The sequence below is a fragment of the Sphingomonas sp. AC522 genome, from assembly GCF_979258125.1.
On record NZ_OZ409836.1, the window covers coordinates 3,199,472 to 3,215,190 of the forward strand.

The 15,719-nt window shown below is 64.3% G+C and carries 17 protein-coding genes, 2 tRNA genes and 1 pseudogene; 8 read left to right on the top strand and 12 right to left on the bottom strand.

All coding sequences use genetic code 11. The annotated features are described in order from the left end of the window. Window positions 1–5 precede the first annotated feature (5 nt). Genes ACZZZM_RS15925 through ACZZZM_RS15935 form a run of 3 tightly spaced genes read right to left on the bottom strand, consistent with a single transcriptional unit; the run spans window position 6 to window position 978 of the window. Window positions 6–158 (bottom strand): hypothetical protein, encoded by a 153-nt coding sequence (locus tag ACZZZM_RS15925; protein ID WP_463596054.1) that lies wholly within the window; start codon window positions 156–158, stop codon window positions 6–8. Beyond that, window positions 155–460, bottom strand: coding sequence for a UvrB/UvrC motif-containing protein (locus ACZZZM_RS15930; protein WP_463596056.1), 306 nt, complete (start codon window positions 458–460; stop codon window positions 155–157). Before ACZZZM_RS15930 ends, ACZZZM_RS15925 begins: the two co-directional genes overlap by 4 nt. 47 nt (window positions 461–507) lie before the next feature. Next, window positions 508–978, bottom strand: coding sequence for an Lrp/AsnC family transcriptional regulator (locus tag ACZZZM_RS15935; protein WP_463596057.1), 471 nt, complete (start codon window positions 976–978; stop codon window positions 508–510). A 124-nt stretch (window positions 979–1,102) separates the two neighbouring features. Here ACZZZM_RS15935 and putA point away from each other — a divergent pair. Then, window positions 1,103–4,696: pseudogene (gene putA / locus ACZZZM_RS15940) on the top strand (trifunctional transcriptional regulator/proline dehydrogenase/L-glutamate gamma-semialdehyde dehydrogenase); the annotation flags it as partial. Between the two features lie 50 nt (window positions 4,697–4,746). On the opposite strand, the gene ACZZZM_RS15945 reads toward putA, so the two are convergent. The 3 genes from ACZZZM_RS15945 to ACZZZM_RS15955 form a co-directional block, all read right to left on the bottom strand. Next, window positions 4,747–5,073 (bottom strand): hypothetical protein, encoded by a 327-nt coding sequence (locus tag ACZZZM_RS15945; protein WP_463596058.1) that lies wholly within the window; start codon window positions 5,071–5,073, stop codon window positions 4,747–4,749. Between the two features lie 100 nt (window positions 5,074–5,173). Beyond that, window positions 5,174–5,509 carry a DUF3592 domain-containing protein gene (locus tag ACZZZM_RS15950; protein ID WP_463596059.1) on the bottom strand — a complete coding sequence of 112 codons (336 nt, stop codon included), beginning with the start codon at window positions 5,507–5,509 and terminating at the stop codon, window positions 5,174–5,176. 49 nt (window positions 5,510–5,558) lie between these two features. After that, entirely contained in the window at window positions 5,559–5,969 is a 411-nt protein-coding gene (locus tag ACZZZM_RS15955; protein ID WP_463596060.1) for a hypothetical protein, read from the bottom strand. A gap of 91 nt (window positions 5,970–6,060) precedes the next feature. On the opposite strand from ACZZZM_RS15955, the gene ACZZZM_RS15960 reads away from it, so the two are divergent. Continuing rightward, complete coding sequence (locus ACZZZM_RS15960; protein WP_463596061.1) at window positions 6,061–6,948, top strand: AraC family transcriptional regulator; 888 nt, start codon at window positions 6,061–6,063, stop codon at window positions 6,946–6,948. Between the two features lie 126 nt (window positions 6,949–7,074). Here the strand turns inward: ACZZZM_RS15960 and ACZZZM_RS15965 are convergent. Both ACZZZM_RS15965 and ACZZZM_RS15970 read right to left on the bottom strand, forming a co-directional pair. Next, window positions 7,075–7,150: transfer RNA gene (locus ACZZZM_RS15965), tRNA-Ala, on the bottom strand. Between the two features lie 77 nt (window positions 7,151–7,227). Next, on the bottom strand, window positions 7,228–7,545 hold the full coding sequence (locus ACZZZM_RS15970) for a TIGR02300 family protein (protein ID WP_463596062.1): 318 nt from the start codon (window positions 7,543–7,545) through the stop codon (window positions 7,228–7,230). Between the two features lie 102 nt (window positions 7,546–7,647). On the opposite strand from ACZZZM_RS15970, the gene aroA reads away from it, so the two are divergent. Both aroA and cmk read left to right on the top strand, forming a co-directional pair. After that, a complete protein-coding gene (gene aroA / locus ACZZZM_RS15975; RefSeq protein ID WP_463596063.1) occupies window positions 7,648–8,973 on the top strand; it encodes a 3-phosphoshikimate 1-carboxyvinyltransferase in 1,326 nt (441 codons plus the stop codon). Window positions 8,974–8,989: 16 nt separating this feature from the next. After that, on the top strand, window positions 8,990–9,622 hold the full coding sequence (gene cmk / locus ACZZZM_RS15980; protein WP_463596064.1) for a (d)CMP kinase: 633 nt from the start codon (window positions 8,990–8,992) through the stop codon (window positions 9,620–9,622). Here the strand turns inward: cmk and ACZZZM_RS15985 are convergent. Beyond that, a complete protein-coding gene (locus ACZZZM_RS15985) occupies window positions 9,619–9,897 on the bottom strand; it encodes a hypothetical protein (protein ID WP_463596065.1) in 279 nt (92 codons plus the stop codon). The two genes, cmk and ACZZZM_RS15985, sit on opposite strands and share 4 nt — an antisense overlap. Before the next feature lie 303 nt (window positions 9,898–10,200). Here ACZZZM_RS15985 and rpsA point away from each other — a divergent pair, with 303 nt between their 5' ends. The 4 genes from rpsA (at window position 10,201) to ACZZZM_RS16005 (ending at window position 13,598) form a co-directional block, all read left to right on the top strand. Next, a complete protein-coding gene (gene rpsA, locus ACZZZM_RS15990; protein WP_463596066.1) occupies window positions 10,201–11,913 on the top strand; it encodes a 30S ribosomal protein S1 in 1,713 nt (570 codons plus the stop codon). 171 nt (window positions 11,914–12,084) lie between these two features. Next, a complete protein-coding gene (locus ACZZZM_RS15995; protein WP_463596067.1) occupies window positions 12,085–12,363 on the top strand; it encodes an HU family DNA-binding protein in 279 nt (92 codons plus the stop codon). A 128-nt stretch (window positions 12,364–12,491) separates the two neighbouring features. Beyond that, window positions 12,492–13,448, top strand: a complete 957-nt coding sequence (gene pip / locus ACZZZM_RS16000) for a prolyl aminopeptidase (RefSeq protein ID WP_463596068.1) — start codon at window positions 12,492–12,494, stop codon at window positions 13,446–13,448. 63 nt (window positions 13,449–13,511) lie between these two features. Then, window positions 13,512–13,598, top strand: a tRNA-Leu gene (locus ACZZZM_RS16005). Window positions 13,599–13,662: 64 nt separating this feature from the next. Here ACZZZM_RS16005 and ACZZZM_RS16010 read toward each other — a convergent pair. The 3 genes from ACZZZM_RS16010 to ACZZZM_RS16020 are packed head-to-tail and all read right to left on the bottom strand — an operon-like array spanning window position 13,663 to window position 15,642. Continuing rightward, window positions 13,663–14,271 (bottom strand): hemerythrin domain-containing protein, encoded by a 609-nt coding sequence (locus tag ACZZZM_RS16010; RefSeq protein WP_463596069.1) that lies wholly within the window; start codon window positions 14,269–14,271, stop codon window positions 13,663–13,665. A 58-nt stretch (window positions 14,272–14,329) separates the two neighbouring features. Then, entirely contained in the window at window positions 14,330–15,142 is an 813-nt protein-coding gene (locus ACZZZM_RS16015) for a pyrroline-5-carboxylate reductase family protein (RefSeq protein WP_463596070.1), read from the bottom strand. Beyond that, window positions 15,139–15,642, bottom strand: a complete 504-nt coding sequence (locus tag ACZZZM_RS16020) for a type III secretion system chaperone family protein (protein ID WP_463596468.1) — start codon at window positions 15,640–15,642, stop codon at window positions 15,139–15,141. Before ACZZZM_RS16020 ends, ACZZZM_RS16015 begins: the two co-directional genes overlap by 4 nt. Window positions 15,643–15,719: the final 77 nt, after the last annotated feature.

Genomic DNA, 15,719 nt, shown 5'->3' on the forward strand with positions numbered 1-15,719 from the left:
CCGAGCTACTTCTCGGTAAAGCGCTTCACCTTGACCGGCAGGTCCTTTCCCTTGGTGCGCCGGGAAGGGATCTGCACGGGATTTTTCTTCTTCCATTGTGCCCAGGTCATCGGTCCTTCGGGGGTCTCGATGATGCGGTCGTCGATGGAATCGCTCATATTTTGTCTTCCTGTTCCGAACGCTGGCGTCCCCGCTTGCTGCGCCCGGCGGTCATCGGGTCGGGCTTGGCCGGACGCTGCCAGCCCAGTGGCGGCACCATGCGCTGCTGGCTCGTCCCCAGCCCCATCGCCCCCGGCTGCTGCCGGGTCAGTCCCGCGACATCGGCTTGTTCAGCCTCGCCCACAGTTGCGCCGCCTCGCACCAGGTTGATCCTGTCGCGAAGCCGCTTTGCTTCCTCGAAGTCGAGCGCTTGCGCGGCTGCGTCCATTTGTTCGTACAGGGATTCGATCGTATCGGCCATCGCGCCCCAACGCGCGGCCAACGAGTTCGTGGCATCTGGAGGCCCCATCACATCGGCCCCTCGCGAACTGTTTCCATTGCAATGAAGGTCGAGGTGCTGGCGACATGCGGCAGCGTCGAGATCTTCTCGCCTAGCACGGTGCGGTAACGCCGGATGTCGTGAGTGCGGACCTTGAGCAGATAATCGAAGCTGCTCGCGATCATATGGCACTCTTCCACTTCGGGAATGCGGCGCACGGCTGCGTTGAATTCCTGAAGCGCCGTCTCGCGCGTGTCCGAAAGCTTCACTTCGGCAAAGGCGACGTGGTCTAGGCCGACCTTTGCGGGATCGACGATGGCGCGAAACCCGACGATCACGCCGCGCTCGATCAAGCGGCGGACGCGCTGCTGACAGGGCGTCTTCGACAGGCCCACCTTTTCGGCCAGTTCGGTGAACGTCGCTCGGCCATTTTGCCGCAGTGCCTGGAGTATCTTGCGGTCGAATTCGTCCAGATCGACCGTTTGGCTGCCGCTATCCATGTGAACGGGCTAAATTAGGCGCAAAAAAAGGTCAATTGGTATGCTGTAGCGCCCTAGAAAAGGCGAACTTCCTGTGCGGCATGCATTATCTTAGCCCGATGACCCAGCTGGACATCTTCGCCAATTTCGCCCCCCGGTTCGGGAGCAGACCCCGCTACGCGCCGCAATCACCTCCGCCTATCGCCGTCCCGAGCCGGAATGCGTCGCGGCTTTGATCGAAGAGGCGGCGCTGCCGCTCCCGGTCCGCGAGAAGGCGCGCGACACCGCCACCCGGCTGGTCACTGCGCTCCGCGCAAAGCGCAAGGGCAGCGGCGTCGAGGGGCTGGTCCAGGAATATGCGCTATCCAGCCAGGAGGGCGTGGCGCTGATGTGCCTGGCGGAGGCGCTGCTGCGCATTCCGGATGCCGACACCCGCGATGCGCTCATCCGCGACAAGATCGCGGACGGTGACTGGAAATCGCATCTCGGCGAGGGGCGCTCGCTATTCGTAAATGCCGCGACCTGGGGGCTGGTCGTCACTGGCAAGCTGACCGGCAGCGTCAACGATCGCGGCCTTGCGGCGGCGCTGACTCGCCTGATCGCCCGCGCCGGCGAGCCGGTGATCCGCCGCGGCGTCGACATGGCGATGCGGATGATGGGCGAGCAGTTCGTCACCGGCCAGACGATCGAAGAGGCGCTGAAGCGGTCGCGCCCGCTCGAGGCGCGCGGCTTCCAGTACAGCTACGATATGCTCGGTGAAGCCGCGACTACCGCTGCGGATGCCGAGCGCTATTATCGCGATTACGAAGCCGCGATCCATGCGATCGGCAAGGCATCGGCCGGGCGCGGCGTCTATGACGGGCCCGGCATTTCGATCAAGCTCTCCGCGCTGCATCCGCGTTACTCCCGCGCCCAGGCGGGCCGGGTGATGGCCGAGTTGCTGCCGCGCGTGCAGGCGCTGGCGTCGCTGGCGCGCGGATACGATATCGGCCTCAACATCGATGCCGAGGAAGCCGACCGGCTCGAACTGTCGCTCGACCTGCTCGAAAGCCTCGCACTCGACTGTGATCTGGCCGGGTGGAACGGGCTGGGCTTTGTCGTCCAGGCCTATGGCAAGCGCTGCCCCTTCGTGATCGACTGGATCGTCGATCTGGCGCGCCGCGCCGGGCGGCGGATCATGGTGCGGCTGGTCAAGGGCGCTTATTGGGATGCCGAGATCAAGCGCGCGCAGGTCGATGGGCTGAGCGATTTCCCAGTCTACACGCGCAAGATCCACACCGATGTCGCCTATATCGCCTGCGCGAAGAAGCTGCTCGCGGCCGGCGATGCGGTGTTCCCGCAATTCGCGACGCACAACGCACTCTCGCTCGCGACGATCTATGAAATGGCAGGGTCCGATTTCGAGATCGGCAAATACGAGTTCCAATGCCTGCACGGCATGGGTGAGCCGCTATATGACGAGGTCGTCGGCGCCGAGAATCTCGACCGGCCCTGCCGCATCTACGCGCCCGTTGGCACGCACGAGACGCTGCTTGCCTATCTTGTCCGCCGCCTCCTCGAGAACGGTGCAAATTCCTCCTTCGTAAATCGCATCGCCGATCCTGAAGTCTCCATTACCGAACTGGTCAGCGATCCGGTCGAGCAGCTCCGCGCGATGGATATGCCGGGCCGGACACATCCCTCGATTGCCCTGCCCCGCGACCTTTACGGCACACGCCGCAACTCGGCCGGGCTGGACCTGACCGACGAGACTTTCCTCGCGAATCTCGCTGACGAAATGCGCAAGGGCGCGCATTCCGAATGGCGCGCGGGCGGCAGCGGCAAGCCGCGCGACGTCCTCAATCCCTCGGATCACCGCGACAAGGTCGGCATGGTTTACGAAGTCTCGCCTGAACAGGCGCACGAAGCGGCCCGCATTGCGGCTGCCGCTGCCACTGATTGGGCGGCGATCGATCCCGCCGAACGCGCCGACTGTCTCGAGCGTGCCGCCGACCTGTTGCAGGCGCGCATGCCCGCATTGCTCGGGCTGATCGTCCGCGAAGCCGGCAAGTCGCTGCCCAACGCAATTGCCGAGGTTCGCGAGGCGATCGACTTCCTCCGCTATTATGCCGAGCAGGCGCGCCGCAGCCTTGGGCCGGTGCACCGGCCTTTGGGCGTGGCGACTTGCATCAGCCCGTGGAATTTCCCGCTGGCGATCTTCGTCGGCCAGGTCGCGGCGGCTCTCGTCGCGGGCAACGCCGTGCTCGCCAAGCCTGCCGAAGAGACGCCACTGATCGCCGCCCAGGGTGTCGCGATTCTGCATGAGGCGGGGGTGCCGGCCAATGTCCTCCAGCTTATCGCCGGCGACGGCGAGATCGGCGCGGCCTTGGTCGCGGCACCGGAGACCGCGGCAGTGATGTTCACCGGGTCGACTCAGGTCGCGCGGCTGATCCAGGCCCAGCTCGCCACGCGCCTCTCCCCCGACGGCCGCCCGATCCCGTTTATCGCCGAGACGGGCGGCCAGAACGCCATGATCGTCGACAGTTCCGCGCTCGCCGAGCAGGTCGTGGCGGATGTCATCGCCTCAGCGTTCGACAGCGCCGGCCAGCGCTGCTCGGCGCTCCGCATCCTGTGTCTCCAGGAAGAAATCGCGGATCGCACGCTGACGATGATCAAGGGCGCGCTCCACGAGCTGTCGACCGGGCGCACCGATCGGCTCGCCACCGATATCGGCCCGGTTATCACCGCCGAAGCGCAGAAGAATATCGAGCAGCACCTCGCGCATATGCGCTCGATCGGATGCCGGGTGGAGCAGATCGAGCTGGCCGGCCAGACGCAGCATGGCACCTTCGTGCCGCCCTCGATCGTCGAGATCGACGACATCGCCCAGGTCGAGCGAGAAGTGTTCGGCCCGGTGCTCCACGTCGTCCGCTATCGCCGCGCAAAACTCGACCAGCTCATCGACCAGATCAACGCCACCGGTTTCGGCCTGACCTTTGGGCTCCACACCCGACTCGACGAAGCCGTCGCGCACGTGACCGGGCGGGTGCGGGCCGGCAATCTCTACATCAATCGCAACGTCATCGGCGCAGTCGTCGGCTTGCAGCCGTTCGGCGGGCGCGGCCTTTCGGGTACTGGTCCTAAGGCTGGCGGTCCGCTCTATTTGGGGCGGCTGGTGCTCGATGCGCCCGTCCCTCCGGGCACAGCTTCGAACCATGCCGACCCCGCGATCCGTGACTTCGCCCTCTGGCTCGAAGCCGAGGGGGATGCCAGCGCGGCAGCGGCGGCGCGCGAGGCGGCCGGCGCATCGCTGCTCGGAAGCCAGACCGATCTCCCGGGCCCCGTGGGCGAGCGCAACGTCTACACCATTCACCCGCGTGGGGAGGTTGTGCTGTTCCCGCAAACCCGCGAGGGGCTGGTCGCCCAGATCGCGGCTGGGCTCGCGGGCGGGAATAGCCTTGTCGTCCACACCGATGCAGGCCTTAGCGAAACGCTTGCGAGCTTCCCGGCGAGTGTCGCGAGCCGCATCCGCTGGTCGGACAACTGGACGGCCGAGGGCCCCTATTCGGGCGCGCTGATCGAAGCCGATGACGAAGGCACGCTGGCGATCCTGGGCCAACTCGCCGAGCTTCCCGGCCCGATCGTCCTGCCCCAGCAAGCCAAATGCGGCTACCGCCTCGACTGGCTCGTCGAAGAAGTCTCGACTTCGATCAACACCACCGCGGCGGGCGGCAATGCGAGCCTGATGGCGATGGCCTAAGGCGTCTGGTTGCACACTGCCAGGTCAGGCAAGCATCCGCATAATCCAGATCATTGGGTCCAGACGCGGAAGGTGCTTCCGTCGTTGCCGATCAGCGATCCGCCGTCATTGCCGATGAGCGGATAATATTGGCCGTTGCGCAATGCCATCCGCACGCCGTCTTTGGTCACGATCTGGGTACCTTGGCGCGGAATGGAGACGGCCTTCTTGCGATAATAGGGATATTGCGGGCCGTTATTATTGTCCCAAGGCGCGCAGCCCCAGACGAAGATGTTGACGACGCCGTTGCAGCCCGTGCCCGCAACGGCCGGCGTCGCGACGAACGTCGCCAGGGCAGCGGCGGCAATCCCGGCAATGCGAATTTTGATAGCGCTCATGGTTAAACCCCTTTTTCGAAGATGGGATCTGCGTCCCGATCGATGCGATTTTAGGAATGACCGCCGGCAGCGATTGGATATTTCTGCCAGAAGAGCAGGCCTAGCTGCAGGGAGCATCGTCTATGCGAAGGCTCGTGAGATTTGCGGGATCGTAGCAGATCCGCAACGTCCGACCGGCCGGATAGTCTTCCAGATGAACACCCGAGACCCGCGCCCTTCCCTCTGCCATGGTCGCGCCGGCACGATATGACAGGATCACGATAGTATTGTCCTTGCCGCGCGAGCTTGACTTCGATTCCTTCTCGGCAGCGACGACAGTGGCAATGGCGGAAGCCGTCTGCTTCGCACGGCGCTGGGAAGCCCAATAGCCGAGCACCGCTACGAACAATGCCAAGACGGCGAGTAGCACGATGACGATCTTCGTGTTTTTGCTCATGGCATTCCCCTTTTCTAAAACTTGAAGTCCCTGCTCGCCCGACGCGCCGCTACCATTTCTGGCAGCTGACCATGCCGATCCGGTAGCCATTGTCCTTGATGTCCTGCCCGACCTGACCGTCAAGATGGCCGCCCGTGAAGCGGATCGCGTTGCCGGTGATGACGTAGGTACCGGGGCTGCCCCCCTCGAGATCGGTATAGCGGCCGCCGGCCAGAAGCTTCGAGCCGAAGCCGGCGAGTTGCGTCGTCCCCGTGCCGATGCAGGCATATTCGCCAAGCGGGAGCTTGCCGGAGTTGTTGGGGGTCGTGGTGCCCGCAAGGGGCGCTCCAATCGCGCGCAGCATGAAGACGGCTAAGGTGCCATCGATCTGAGCGTAGCCGCCATCAGTCTTGATCGTGCAGCCTGCCCCTTGCGCTGCGGTTACCCCAAGAACCGCGTCTAACATCTGGTTTTTACGCATAATGCGGTCCCGATTTTGTGCTGACCTCTTCCTGCCCTCCTGTGAAAGTGCGAAGATTGGAAAATTCCGCCATTTTCGGGACGAGTCGGACATGTCAGGTCAGGCCGCTAACATCGAAACCGCGCCGCTTGCGCCGGTTCAAATCCGCATCGTCCAGCCGGCAGCGGCGCTCGCGGGGCTCGTCGAATCCTATTATATCGTCGAGACGTATCAGAGCGTTTCGGATCATTATCTGGCGAGCCCGGGCAATATCCGCTTCGCGCCGAAAGGCGAATGGGTCCTGACCGTGGACGGGGTGTGGTCACCGACACCGAAACGCTCGGCGCTATTCGGCCCTACCGATCGCGCCGCGGTTTTCGGCTCGGATGGTCCGGGAGTCATGCTCGGTGCAGGGCTGACGCCGCTGGGCTGGGTTCAGATGTTCGACGTACCCGCGCGCGCGATGAGCAACCGCGTGCAGGAGCTCGCCGATTTTGTCGGGCAGGAGGATGCGGACCGGATCGCCGCCAATATAGAATCCGCGCCCGATGATGCCGCTATCGCCGGGTCGCTGGACCAATGGCTGATCGAGCGCGCCGCATCGCGACCGGCTGCGGACCGGCGCATCGCCGCGATACACCGGGCGCTTCTCGCGGTGCCTACGGACATTTCGGAATTTGCGGCCGTTGCGGGCGTCTCCGAGCGGACCCTCAACCGGCTGTGCGATCGCGCCTTCGGCTTCGCGCCCAAGGCATTATTGCGGCAGAAGCGGTTTCTACGCACACTGGAGCGGGTCCGCGGCGTTCTCGACCGACCGCTGGCCGGGCTGATTGACGACGACTATTTCGACCAGGCCCATTTTAACCGCGACTTTCGCGATTTCATGGGCATGTCGCCCACCGAATATTTCAACTCTCCGCGCGAAATCATGCGCCGCGCCGCCGAGGTTCGCCGCTCGCTCAACAGCCCCGGTATGCAGGGCCTGCACGCCACGCAATAGCCGGCGCAGCTGCCAGGCTCGCGCTGATGGTGCAGCCCGCCTAACGCGTCGTCAATCCGCTGTGATCCGGCGGGTGAAGCGACGCTCGCCGGGCGTTCGCCCACAAACATTTCAATGATTTGGGAATGGTGGAGCCGAGGGGGATCGAACCCCTGACCTCTGCAATGCCATTGCAGCGCTCTCCCAGCTGAGCTACGGCCCCACACCCTGAGAAGGCAGGCCGATTAGAAGGCCGCCAAGGGTTTGGCAAGGATGCTTTCGCACCCTTGCCCGATTCTTTTAATTCTCGTCGTCGTCGCCGCCGGTTTCGACGCCGAGATCGTCGTCGCCACCCAGATCGACATCGTCATCGGGCGAGGGTTCCTCGTCGTCGACGGTCTCCAGCTCTTCATCGCCCAGATCGGAATCCTCCTTCACGGGCTTGGCCTCGGCCTTGATCTGCTCGAACGGAAGCGGCTGCTTCGATTTGAGGATCGGCTCCGGATTCCACGAATACGAGCAGGCGATGCAAACCACCGGCTCGTCCTTGGTCAGATCGTAGAAGCGCACTCCGCACTTCGGGCAAGCGCGCTTCGTGCCCCATTCCGGCTTCACCATAAAATGGCCTCTTCACCTTTCGAATATCATGATTTCGGGTATCGACCCGGAAAGTGGGGGGCGCCTTGCCATGGCGCAAGGCGGCTGTCAAAGCCGCGCGCAATGTCGAACGCCCCGCCCCGCCCTTACAGCATTTCCGCCCGCGGCCCGCTGCGCGGAACCGTGCGCGTGCCGGGCGACAAATCGATCAGCCATCGCGCGCTGATGTTCTCGGCGCTGGCGGTCGGCGAAAGCCGGATCGAGGGGCTGCTCGAAGGCGAGGATGTGCTGGCAACCGCCGCGGCGATGCGGGCGATGGGCGCGTCCATCGAACGGGGCGACGATGGCCTGTGGCGCGTGCACGGCGTTGGCGTCGGCGGGCTGCTGCAGCCGGCACAGGCGCTCGATATGGGCAATTCGGGGACTTCGACGCGGCTGCTGATGGGCTTGGTGGCCAGCCACGGGATCACTGCGACATTCACCGGCGACGCGTCGCTTTCCGGCCGGCCGATGGGGCGCGTAATCGAGCCGCTATCGCAGATGGGCGCGGAAATCACCGCCAGTCCGGGCGGCAAGCTGCCGTTGATGGTTCGCGGCATGAACCCCGCTGTGCCGATTCAATATACGCTTCCCGTCGCCTCGGCGCAGGTCAAGTCCGCGGTACTGCTCGCGGGGCTCAATACGCCGGGTATCACCCGCGTGATCGAGCCGGTGCCGACGCGCGACCATAGCGAACGAATGCTGCGCGGTTTCGGCGCGGAACTGACGGTCGAGGATTCGCCTCAGGGCAAGATCATCTCGATCACCGGCGAGGCGGAACTCCGGCCGCAGCATATCGTGGTACCCGGCGATCCCTCATCCGCGGGGTTCTGGATGGTCGCGGCTTCGATCGTACCGGGGTCCGAAATCACCATCGAGAATGTCTGCATGAACCCCACGCGGATCGGCCTGTTGACCGCGCTGCGCATGATGGGCGCGGACATTGCCGAGCTGAACAATCGCGAAGTGGGCGGCGAGCCGGTCGCGGATCTGCGCGTGCGCCATGCCCCCTTGAAGGCGATCCACGTCCCCCCCGAACTCGCGCCCAGCATGATCGACGAATATCCGATCCTGTTCGTCGCCGCCGCGCTTGCCGAGGGGCGCACCGTCGCCCGCGGCGCGCATGAGCTGCGCGTCAAGGAATCGGATCGCATCGACGCGATGAAGACCGCGCTCGAAGCCGCTGGCGTCACGCTCGAAGAATATGACGACGGCCTGGCGATCACAGGTTCGGGCGGTGCGCCGCTGGCGGGCAATGCTCCGGTCGCCTCGAAACTTGACCACCGTATCGCGATGTCGATGGTGGTAGCTGGACTTGCCTCTGCCGCGCCGGTCACCGTGGATGACGTTGCCCCGGTGGCCACCAGCTACCCCGACTTCTTCCCCACCCTTGACGCGCTTGCCGAGTAGCCTTCACGTGACAACCATGATCATCGCCGTGGACGGACCAGCCGCTTCGGGCAAAGGCACCATCGCTCGCGCGCTCGCGCGGCATTATCGCCTGCCCCATCTCGATACCGGCCTGCTCTATCGCGCCGTCGCCGCGACCGTGATGCGCGAGGAGCTCGATCCCGCCAAGGAGGCCGATGCCGTCTCGGCCTGCAGCTTCGAGGATTATCTGCTCGACGATCCCTGGCTGCGCACCGACGATGTCGGCAAGACCGCCTCGATCGTCTCCGCGCACCCGCTCGTGCGCCTCGCTCTGCTCCATCGTCAGAAGAAGTTCGCGCACCAGCCTGGCGGCGCAGTTCTCGACGGGCGCGACATCGGCACCGTCATCGCGCCGGATGCCAACGTGAAGCTGTTCGTCAAGGCAACCCCGATGATCCGAGCCCAACGCCGGCACCTCGAGCTGCGCAAGAACGGCATACTCACCAGCCTCGACAAGGTGCTGAGCGACATTCGCGCGCGCGACGACCGCGATTCGCGCCGCAGCGAAGCGCCGATGACCCAGGCGCCCGATGCGGTGCTGCTCGATACCAGCTTCCTTTCGATCGACGCCGCCGTCCAGCGCGCCGTCGCGCTGGTCGAGGCGGCGAAGGCGAAGGCCGCTTCCTAGACCTTGAGGACCACCTGACCGGGGCTTGGATTGGTGAAGCCGCGGATGATCTGGATCATGCCTTCGGTTCCGAACAGCTGGAAGAGCGTGAACAGCCCTTGGGCGAGATCGCCGCCGAACTGGAACGAGAAATTGTTCATCGAGGACCCGACCATCTCGACCGGGCCGCCCGCATACTGAATCACCACATTGTTGAAGGTGCAGTTGCGGAAGTTCTTGTTGTCGATCGAGATCGATCCGCCCTCGAAGGTTTCGCCGTCGTGATCAAAATGCATCGTGGTGCCTTAGTGCTGGTTGGTAGCCTGTGCGCTTTGCACTGTCCGCCGCGGATCGCAATGGCCGGGTGCGCTTGCCTCTGAGGGGCGGTTCGGCTAAGGGCGCGCGGTCCGGCGAGCAATGCTCGCGGGAGGCATGGCGCTCTGATGCGCCCTTTCGCATCCTTATGACGCGTTTTGGTCCTCCCGCGCTTTTGTTCGCACGGATGCCGCGACCGGCATTCGGCCGCCGCGGTACATCGGCCAAAAGACCGCCGGATTCAACCGGTTGGCCGGAAATGAAGACACAGGAACTCTAACCACATGGCCACTACGGCAAACCCCAGCCGCGACGATTTCGCGGCTCTCCTCGAACAAACTCTCGGCGGCGCAGAAAGCTTTGAAGGCCGCGTCGTCATCGGCACCGTCACCGGCATCGAGAACGATCTCGCCGTCATCGACGTGGGCCTCAAGTCCGAAGGCCGCGTGCCGCTTCGCGAATTCGCAGCGCCGGGCCAGAAGGCAGATCTCAAGGTCGGCGACGAAGTTCAGGTCTATGTCGACCGCGTCGAGAATGCGAACGGCGAAGCAATGCTCAGCCGCGACCGCGCCCGCCGCGAAGCCGCATGGGACACGCTGGAGACCGAATTCGCCAAGACCGCACGCGTCACCGGCGTCATCTTCGGCCGCGTCAAGGGCGGCTTCACTGTCGACCTGTCGGGCGCCGTGGCGTTCCTTCCCGGCTCGCAGGTCGATATCCGCCCGGTTCGCGACGTGACTCCGCTTATGGACATCGAGCAGCCGTTCCAGATCCTCAAGATGGACCGCAAGCGCGGCAACATCGTGGTCTCGCGTCGTGCCGTTCTCGAAGAGACGCGTGCAGAGCAGCGTTCGGGCCTGATCCAGTCGCTGGCCGAGGGCCAGGTGATCGACGGCGTCGTCAAGAACATCACCGATTATGGTGCGTTCGTTGATCTCGGCGGCATCGACGGCCTGCTCCATGTCACCGATCTGAGCTACAAGCGCGTCAATCACCCGTCGGAGATGCTCAACATCGGCGACACGGTGAAGGTACAGATCATCCGCATCAACCGCGACACGCAGCGCATCAGCCTCGGCATGAAGCAGCTCGAGAGCGATCCGTGGGATGGTGCAGCCGAGAAGTATCCGGTCGGCGCCAAGCTTTCGGGCCGTGTCACGAACATCACCGAATATGGTGCGTTCGTCGAGCTGGAAGCCGGCATCGAGGGCCTTGTCCACGTCTCCGAAATGAGCTGGACCAAGAAGAACGTTCATCCGGGCAAGATCGTCTCGACCTCGCAGGAAGTCGAAGTCATCGTGCTCGAGGTCGATCCCGAGAAGCGCCGCATCTCGCTTGGCCTCAAGCAGGCTCAGAACAATCCGTGGGATGCCTTCGCGGCGGCCCATCCGGTTGGCTCGGAAGTCGAAGGCGAAGTCAAGAACGCCACTGAGTTCGGCCTGTTCATCGGTCTGGACGGCGACGTCGACGGCATGGTCCATATGTCCGACATCGCATGGGGCATTTCGGGCGAAGACGCGCTCAACCTGCACCGCAAGGGCGAGACCGTGAAGGCCGTGGTCCTCGCGATCGAGCCCGACAAGGAGCGCATCAGCCTCGGCATGAAGCAGCTTGAGCGTGGCGGACCGTCGTCGGCGGCATCGCCGGTCTCGGGCGACAAGCTCAACAAGAATGCGACCGTCACGGTCACCGTTCTCGAAGTCCGCGACGCGGGCCTCGAGGTTCAGGCGGGCGACGATGGCGCGACGGGCTTCATCAAGCGGACCGATCTCGGCCGCGACCGCGACGAGCAGCGCCCCGAGCGCTTCCAGGTCGGCCAGAAGTTCGACGCGATGGTCACCGGCTTCGATCGTTCGAAGAAGCCGACCTTCTCGATCAAGGCGATGCAGATCGCCGAAGAGAAGCAGGCCGTGCAGCAATATGGCTCGTCCGATTCGGGCGCGTCGCTGGGCGATATCCTCGGCGAGGCCCTCAAGGCTCGCGAAGAAAAGAAGTAAGACCGGTTTTGGGGGAGCGGCGCAGGCCGCTCCCTCATTTTTTGTAAAAAACCATCGAAAACTTGGCCGTGCCCGACATCTTCGCCTTGCTGCAAGTTGTGGAAAACGGCTAGGGTTTGAGACCGGGGGATGCGTTGCCGGCAAAGCGGCTGCGCAAAGGGAGGTTTTGGGATGATTCGTTCGGAACTCGTTCAGTTGCTGGTTCAGGACAATCCCGGGCTCTCCGTCCGCGAAGTCGAGAAGATCGTTGCCGTATTCTTCGACGAAATCGTCGATCGGCTCGCCGCCGATGGCCGTGTCGAGCTGCGCGGGTTCGGCGCCTTCTCCACCCGTGCCCGCGACGGCCGCACCGGCCGCAACCCGCGCACGGGCGAGACCGTAGAGGTCGATGCCAAGCGCGTACCCTATTTCAAGCCAGGCAAGGAAATGCGTGCACGTCTGAACGTGTGACGCTGTTGATCTAAGGGATTGAACGAGGCCGGGTTTTCCCGGCCTTTTTCTATTCAGCTGGTCGCGTGCGACCGAGGACCGTGCCGACTCACTCTTTCCATCGGCACCGAAATGGCGAAGGACCAGATATGCTTCGCACTCTTTATCCGCCCGTCGAGCCTTATGCGACCGGCACGCTCGATGTCGGCGACGGCCATACCCTCTATTATGAGCGCTGCGGGACCCCCGGCGCCAAACCCGCGGTTTTCCTGCACGGCGGACCCGGCGGCGGGATTTCGCCCACGCATCGACGGCTGTTCGATCCGGCGCTCTACGATGTCGTGCTGTTCGATCAGCGCGGCTGTGGAAAGTCCACGCCGCATGCGGGGCTGGAAGCCAACACGACCTGGCATCTGGTTGCGGACATCGAGCGCCTTCGCGAGCTCGCCGGGGTCGAGCAATGGCTGGTCTTCGGCGGATCCTGGGGCTCGACCCTGGCGCTGGCCTATGCCGAAACGCACCCCCAGCGCGTCACCGAACTCGTGCTGCGCGGCATCTATATGTCCTCCAAGCCCGAACTCGACTGGTTCTATCAATTCGGCGTCTCGGAGCTGTTCCCCGACAAATATGCGCGCTTCGTAGCGCCGATCCCGGAGGAAGAGCGGGGCGACCTGCTCGGTGCCTATCATCGCCGCGTGACCAATGGCACGCGCGAGGAACAGATCGCGGCGGCGCGCAGCTGGAGCCTGTTCGAAGGCGAGACGATCACGCTGCTGCCCGATCCGGCGATGACCGCGCAGCATGACGATGGCGAGTTCGCACTCGCCTTCGCCCGCATCGAGGCCCATTATTTCGTCCATGGCTGCTGGCTCGAGCCCGGCCAGCTGCTGCGCGACGCCCACCGGCTGCGCGATATCCCGGGAACGATCGTCCATGGCCGATACGACATGCCATGCCCCGCGCGCTATGCCTGGGAACTGCATAAGGCGTGGCCCGAAGCGGACTTCCACCTGATTGAAGGCGCCGGCCATGCCTTCTCCGAACCCGGCATCCTTGACCAGCTGATCCGCGCCACCGATCGCTATGCGGAGAAGATCCTGGCCTGATCAGGCGTTTCACCACACGAATCATTTGACCTGCCCGCCCCCATGCGCTTCCTCGCCAGGCATGCGGACGTGGCGGAACCGGTAGACGCCGGAGACTTAAAATCTTCTGCCCCTCGGGGCGTGCGGGTTCGAGTCCCGCCGTCCGCACCAGCACACACAAGAACGGCCCCGCAGCTTGCGCCGCGGAGCCGCTATCGTCGGCAAGATCCCCCGATCAGGCGACCTTGAATCCTTCTTTGTTCATCATCAGCGTGAGCGCCTTGTTGGTCTCTTCGCTCAGCGACGCGCGCAGTGCCGGGAAGAGGACGTCCTCCTCCTCGCGCATGTGCGTCTCGATATCGGCGCGGAACTGCTTGAGCTTGGCCATCCAGTCGGGCGAGGCGTTGGGGATGTTCTCCAGCTCATAGAGATACTGCTTCACATAGCCATGTTCCTGGTTGAGCGCGTCCGCCGCCTCGCGCTGGCCGGATTCGCGGAGCGCAGGGTAGATGACATTCTCTTCCTCGATCGAATGCTTCATCAGCGCGTGCTTGAGGTGCGAGAGCAGCATCGAGCGCTTGGTGGTGTTGGTCTCGTCGGTCGCCTCCAGCGCGTCGAAGACCTTGCGGGTGGCTTCGTGCTCGAGCGCCAGCGCCTGGTCCCAATTGCCCGCGAGCGCCGTAGGCGCCTGCACTGCCGCCTTGCGGCCAAGCATCGCGAGCAGGCCCAGTGCCGCGCCGCCGGCGGCGGCACCGGCGATCACGCCGAAACTGCTGCCGGGGCCGCTGCGCTTGGTGTCGGTAAAGCGGCCGTCCTTGCCGCGCTTCGCAGTCGTCGTGGTCATGTTCCGCCTCCGTTGATTTGATTCGGAAGCAAAACCGTCCGGAAGCACGAGCGTTCCGCTATTTGCGCGCTTCGGCGGCCATCTCTGCATCGCGGCGTGCCGAAGCGGCAAGAGTCTCGCGAAGCAGCGTCTTGAGCGCGTCGTCGCGGTCGAGGACGTTCAGTCCCTGCCGAGTCGATCCGCCGGGACTGGCAACGCGGTCGGCAAGCGTTGCCGGCGGCTGATCGGCCTGTGCCGCGAGCAGCCCCGATCCCTCGACCGTGGCTAGCGCCAGCCGCTGCGCCTGTTCGGGGGGCATCCCCAGGCTCGTCCCCGCTTCGGCAAGTGCATCGATGAAGCGATAGACAAAGGCCGGGCCGCAACCGTGCAGGGTCGTGAACGCGCCGTACAGCGCCTCGTCGTCGATCCACTCCACCAGCCCGAGAGGCGCCATCAGGGCTTCTACAGATTGGCGCGCATCCGCTCCGGCGCCGGCAGAATATAGCGTGGTCACGCCCTTGCCGATCGCGACCGGGAGGTTCGGCATGGCCCGCACCACCGCCTCGGCCGAAAAGCGCTTGGCGAGCTCCACTTCCTCGGCGCCGGCGAGGATCGAAATCAGGATCGGCACGCCCGCGATCCGGCTGCCATGCGCATCCGCGGCCGCGTCGATCTGCTGAGGCTTGACGCCAAGCATCACGGCATCGGGTAGCGGTCCTTCTGGAAAGCTGCGCCCCTGGCGCACGCCCTCCGGCAATTCGCGATCGTGACGATTAGCAACGAAGACGGTGGCGGGATCGAGCACGCCGCTGGCGATCCACTGGCGCAGCATCGCGCCCGCCATGTTGCCGCACCCGATCAGCCAGATGCTGGCGGGCACGGTGCCCGTCATGCTTCGCCCTGGGTCTCGATCAGCGCCGAGGCCATTGCGTCGGCAGGCGTCTTGCCGCCCCACAGGACGAACTGGAACACCGGGTAGAAGCGCTCGCACTCATCGACTGCGCTCTCGACCAGCAATTCGGCCTGGCCGAGGCTCAGGCTGGGCTGGTCGCCGTCGATCATCGCAGCGTGGCGAAACAGGAGTATGCCGCTGGCCGACCACAATTCGAAATGGCCGATCCACAGCTGCTCGTTGACCAGGCCGATCGTTTCGTAAAGCGCAGCGCGGCGCTCGTCGGGCACGCGGATATCCGGAAAGGCCAGGAACTGGAGAACGCCATCATCCTCGCGCCAGATCGCGCGCAGCTCATATTCGGTCCAGCTGCCCTTGACCTTCGCGACGATCTCTTCGTCCTCGCGCTCGAAGGTCCAGCCATGCGCAGCGAAATAGCTCTCGAGCATATCGATGGGAGCGGCATCGTCGCGTTCGTATTCGGCTTCGTCCAACATCAACACCTTCCCCCAGACGAACTGCCTGGGCGGGATTTAGCCAACGGCACGAGAACGGCACAAGAACGCCGTTTGCAACC

Coding starts and splice junctions, on each gene's coding strand:
- ACZZZM_RS15960 (WP_463596061.1), top strand. CDS start 6,061: ATGTCAGGTCAGGCCGCTAACATCGAAACCGCGCCGCTTGCGCCGGTT.
- pip (WP_463596068.1), top strand. CDS start 12,492: ATGCTTCGCACTCTTTATCCGCCCGTCGAGCCTTATGCGACCGGCACG.
- ACZZZM_RS15970 (WP_463596062.1), bottom strand. CDS start 7,545: ATGGTGAAGCCGGAATGGGGCACGAAGCGCGCTTGCCCGAAGTGCGGA.
- ACZZZM_RS15925 (WP_463596054.1), bottom strand. CDS start 158: ATGAGCGATTCCATCGACGACCGCATCATCGAGACCCCCGAAGGACCG.
- aroA (WP_463596063.1), top strand. CDS start 7,648: ATGTCGAACGCCCCGCCCCGCCCTTACAGCATTTCCGCCCGCGGCCCG.
- ACZZZM_RS15995 (WP_463596067.1), top strand. CDS start 12,085: ATGATTCGTTCGGAACTCGTTCAGTTGCTGGTTCAGGACAATCCCGGG.
- ACZZZM_RS15930 (WP_463596056.1), bottom strand. CDS start 460: ATGGCCGATACGATCGAATCCCTGTACGAACAAATGGACGCAGCCGCG.
- ACZZZM_RS15985 (WP_463596065.1), bottom strand. CDS start 9,897: ATGCATTTTGATCACGACGGCGAAACCTTCGAGGGCGGATCGATCTCG.
- rpsA (WP_463596066.1), top strand. CDS start 10,201: ATGGCCACTACGGCAAACCCCAGCCGCGACGATTTCGCGGCTCTCCTC.
- ACZZZM_RS16015 (WP_463596070.1), bottom strand. CDS start 15,142: ATGACGGGCACCGTGCCCGCCAGCATCTGGCTGATCGGGTGCGGCAAC.
- ACZZZM_RS15955 (WP_463596060.1), bottom strand. CDS start 5,969: ATGCGTAAAAACCAGATGTTAGACGCGGTTCTTGGGGTAACCGCAGCG.
- ACZZZM_RS16010 (WP_463596069.1), bottom strand. CDS start 14,271: ATGACCACGACGACTGCGAAGCGCGGCAAGGACGGCCGCTTTACCGAC.
- cmk (WP_463596064.1), top strand. CDS start 8,990: ATGATCATCGCCGTGGACGGACCAGCCGCTTCGGGCAAAGGCACCATC.
- ACZZZM_RS15935 (WP_463596057.1), bottom strand. CDS start 978: ATGGATAGCGGCAGCCAAACGGTCGATCTGGACGAATTCGACCGCAAG.
- ACZZZM_RS15945 (WP_463596058.1), bottom strand. CDS start 5,073: ATGAGCGCTATCAAAATTCGCATTGCCGGGATTGCCGCCGCTGCCCTG.
- ACZZZM_RS15950 (WP_463596059.1), bottom strand. CDS start 5,509: ATGAGCAAAAACACGAAGATCGTCATCGTGCTACTCGCCGTCTTGGCA.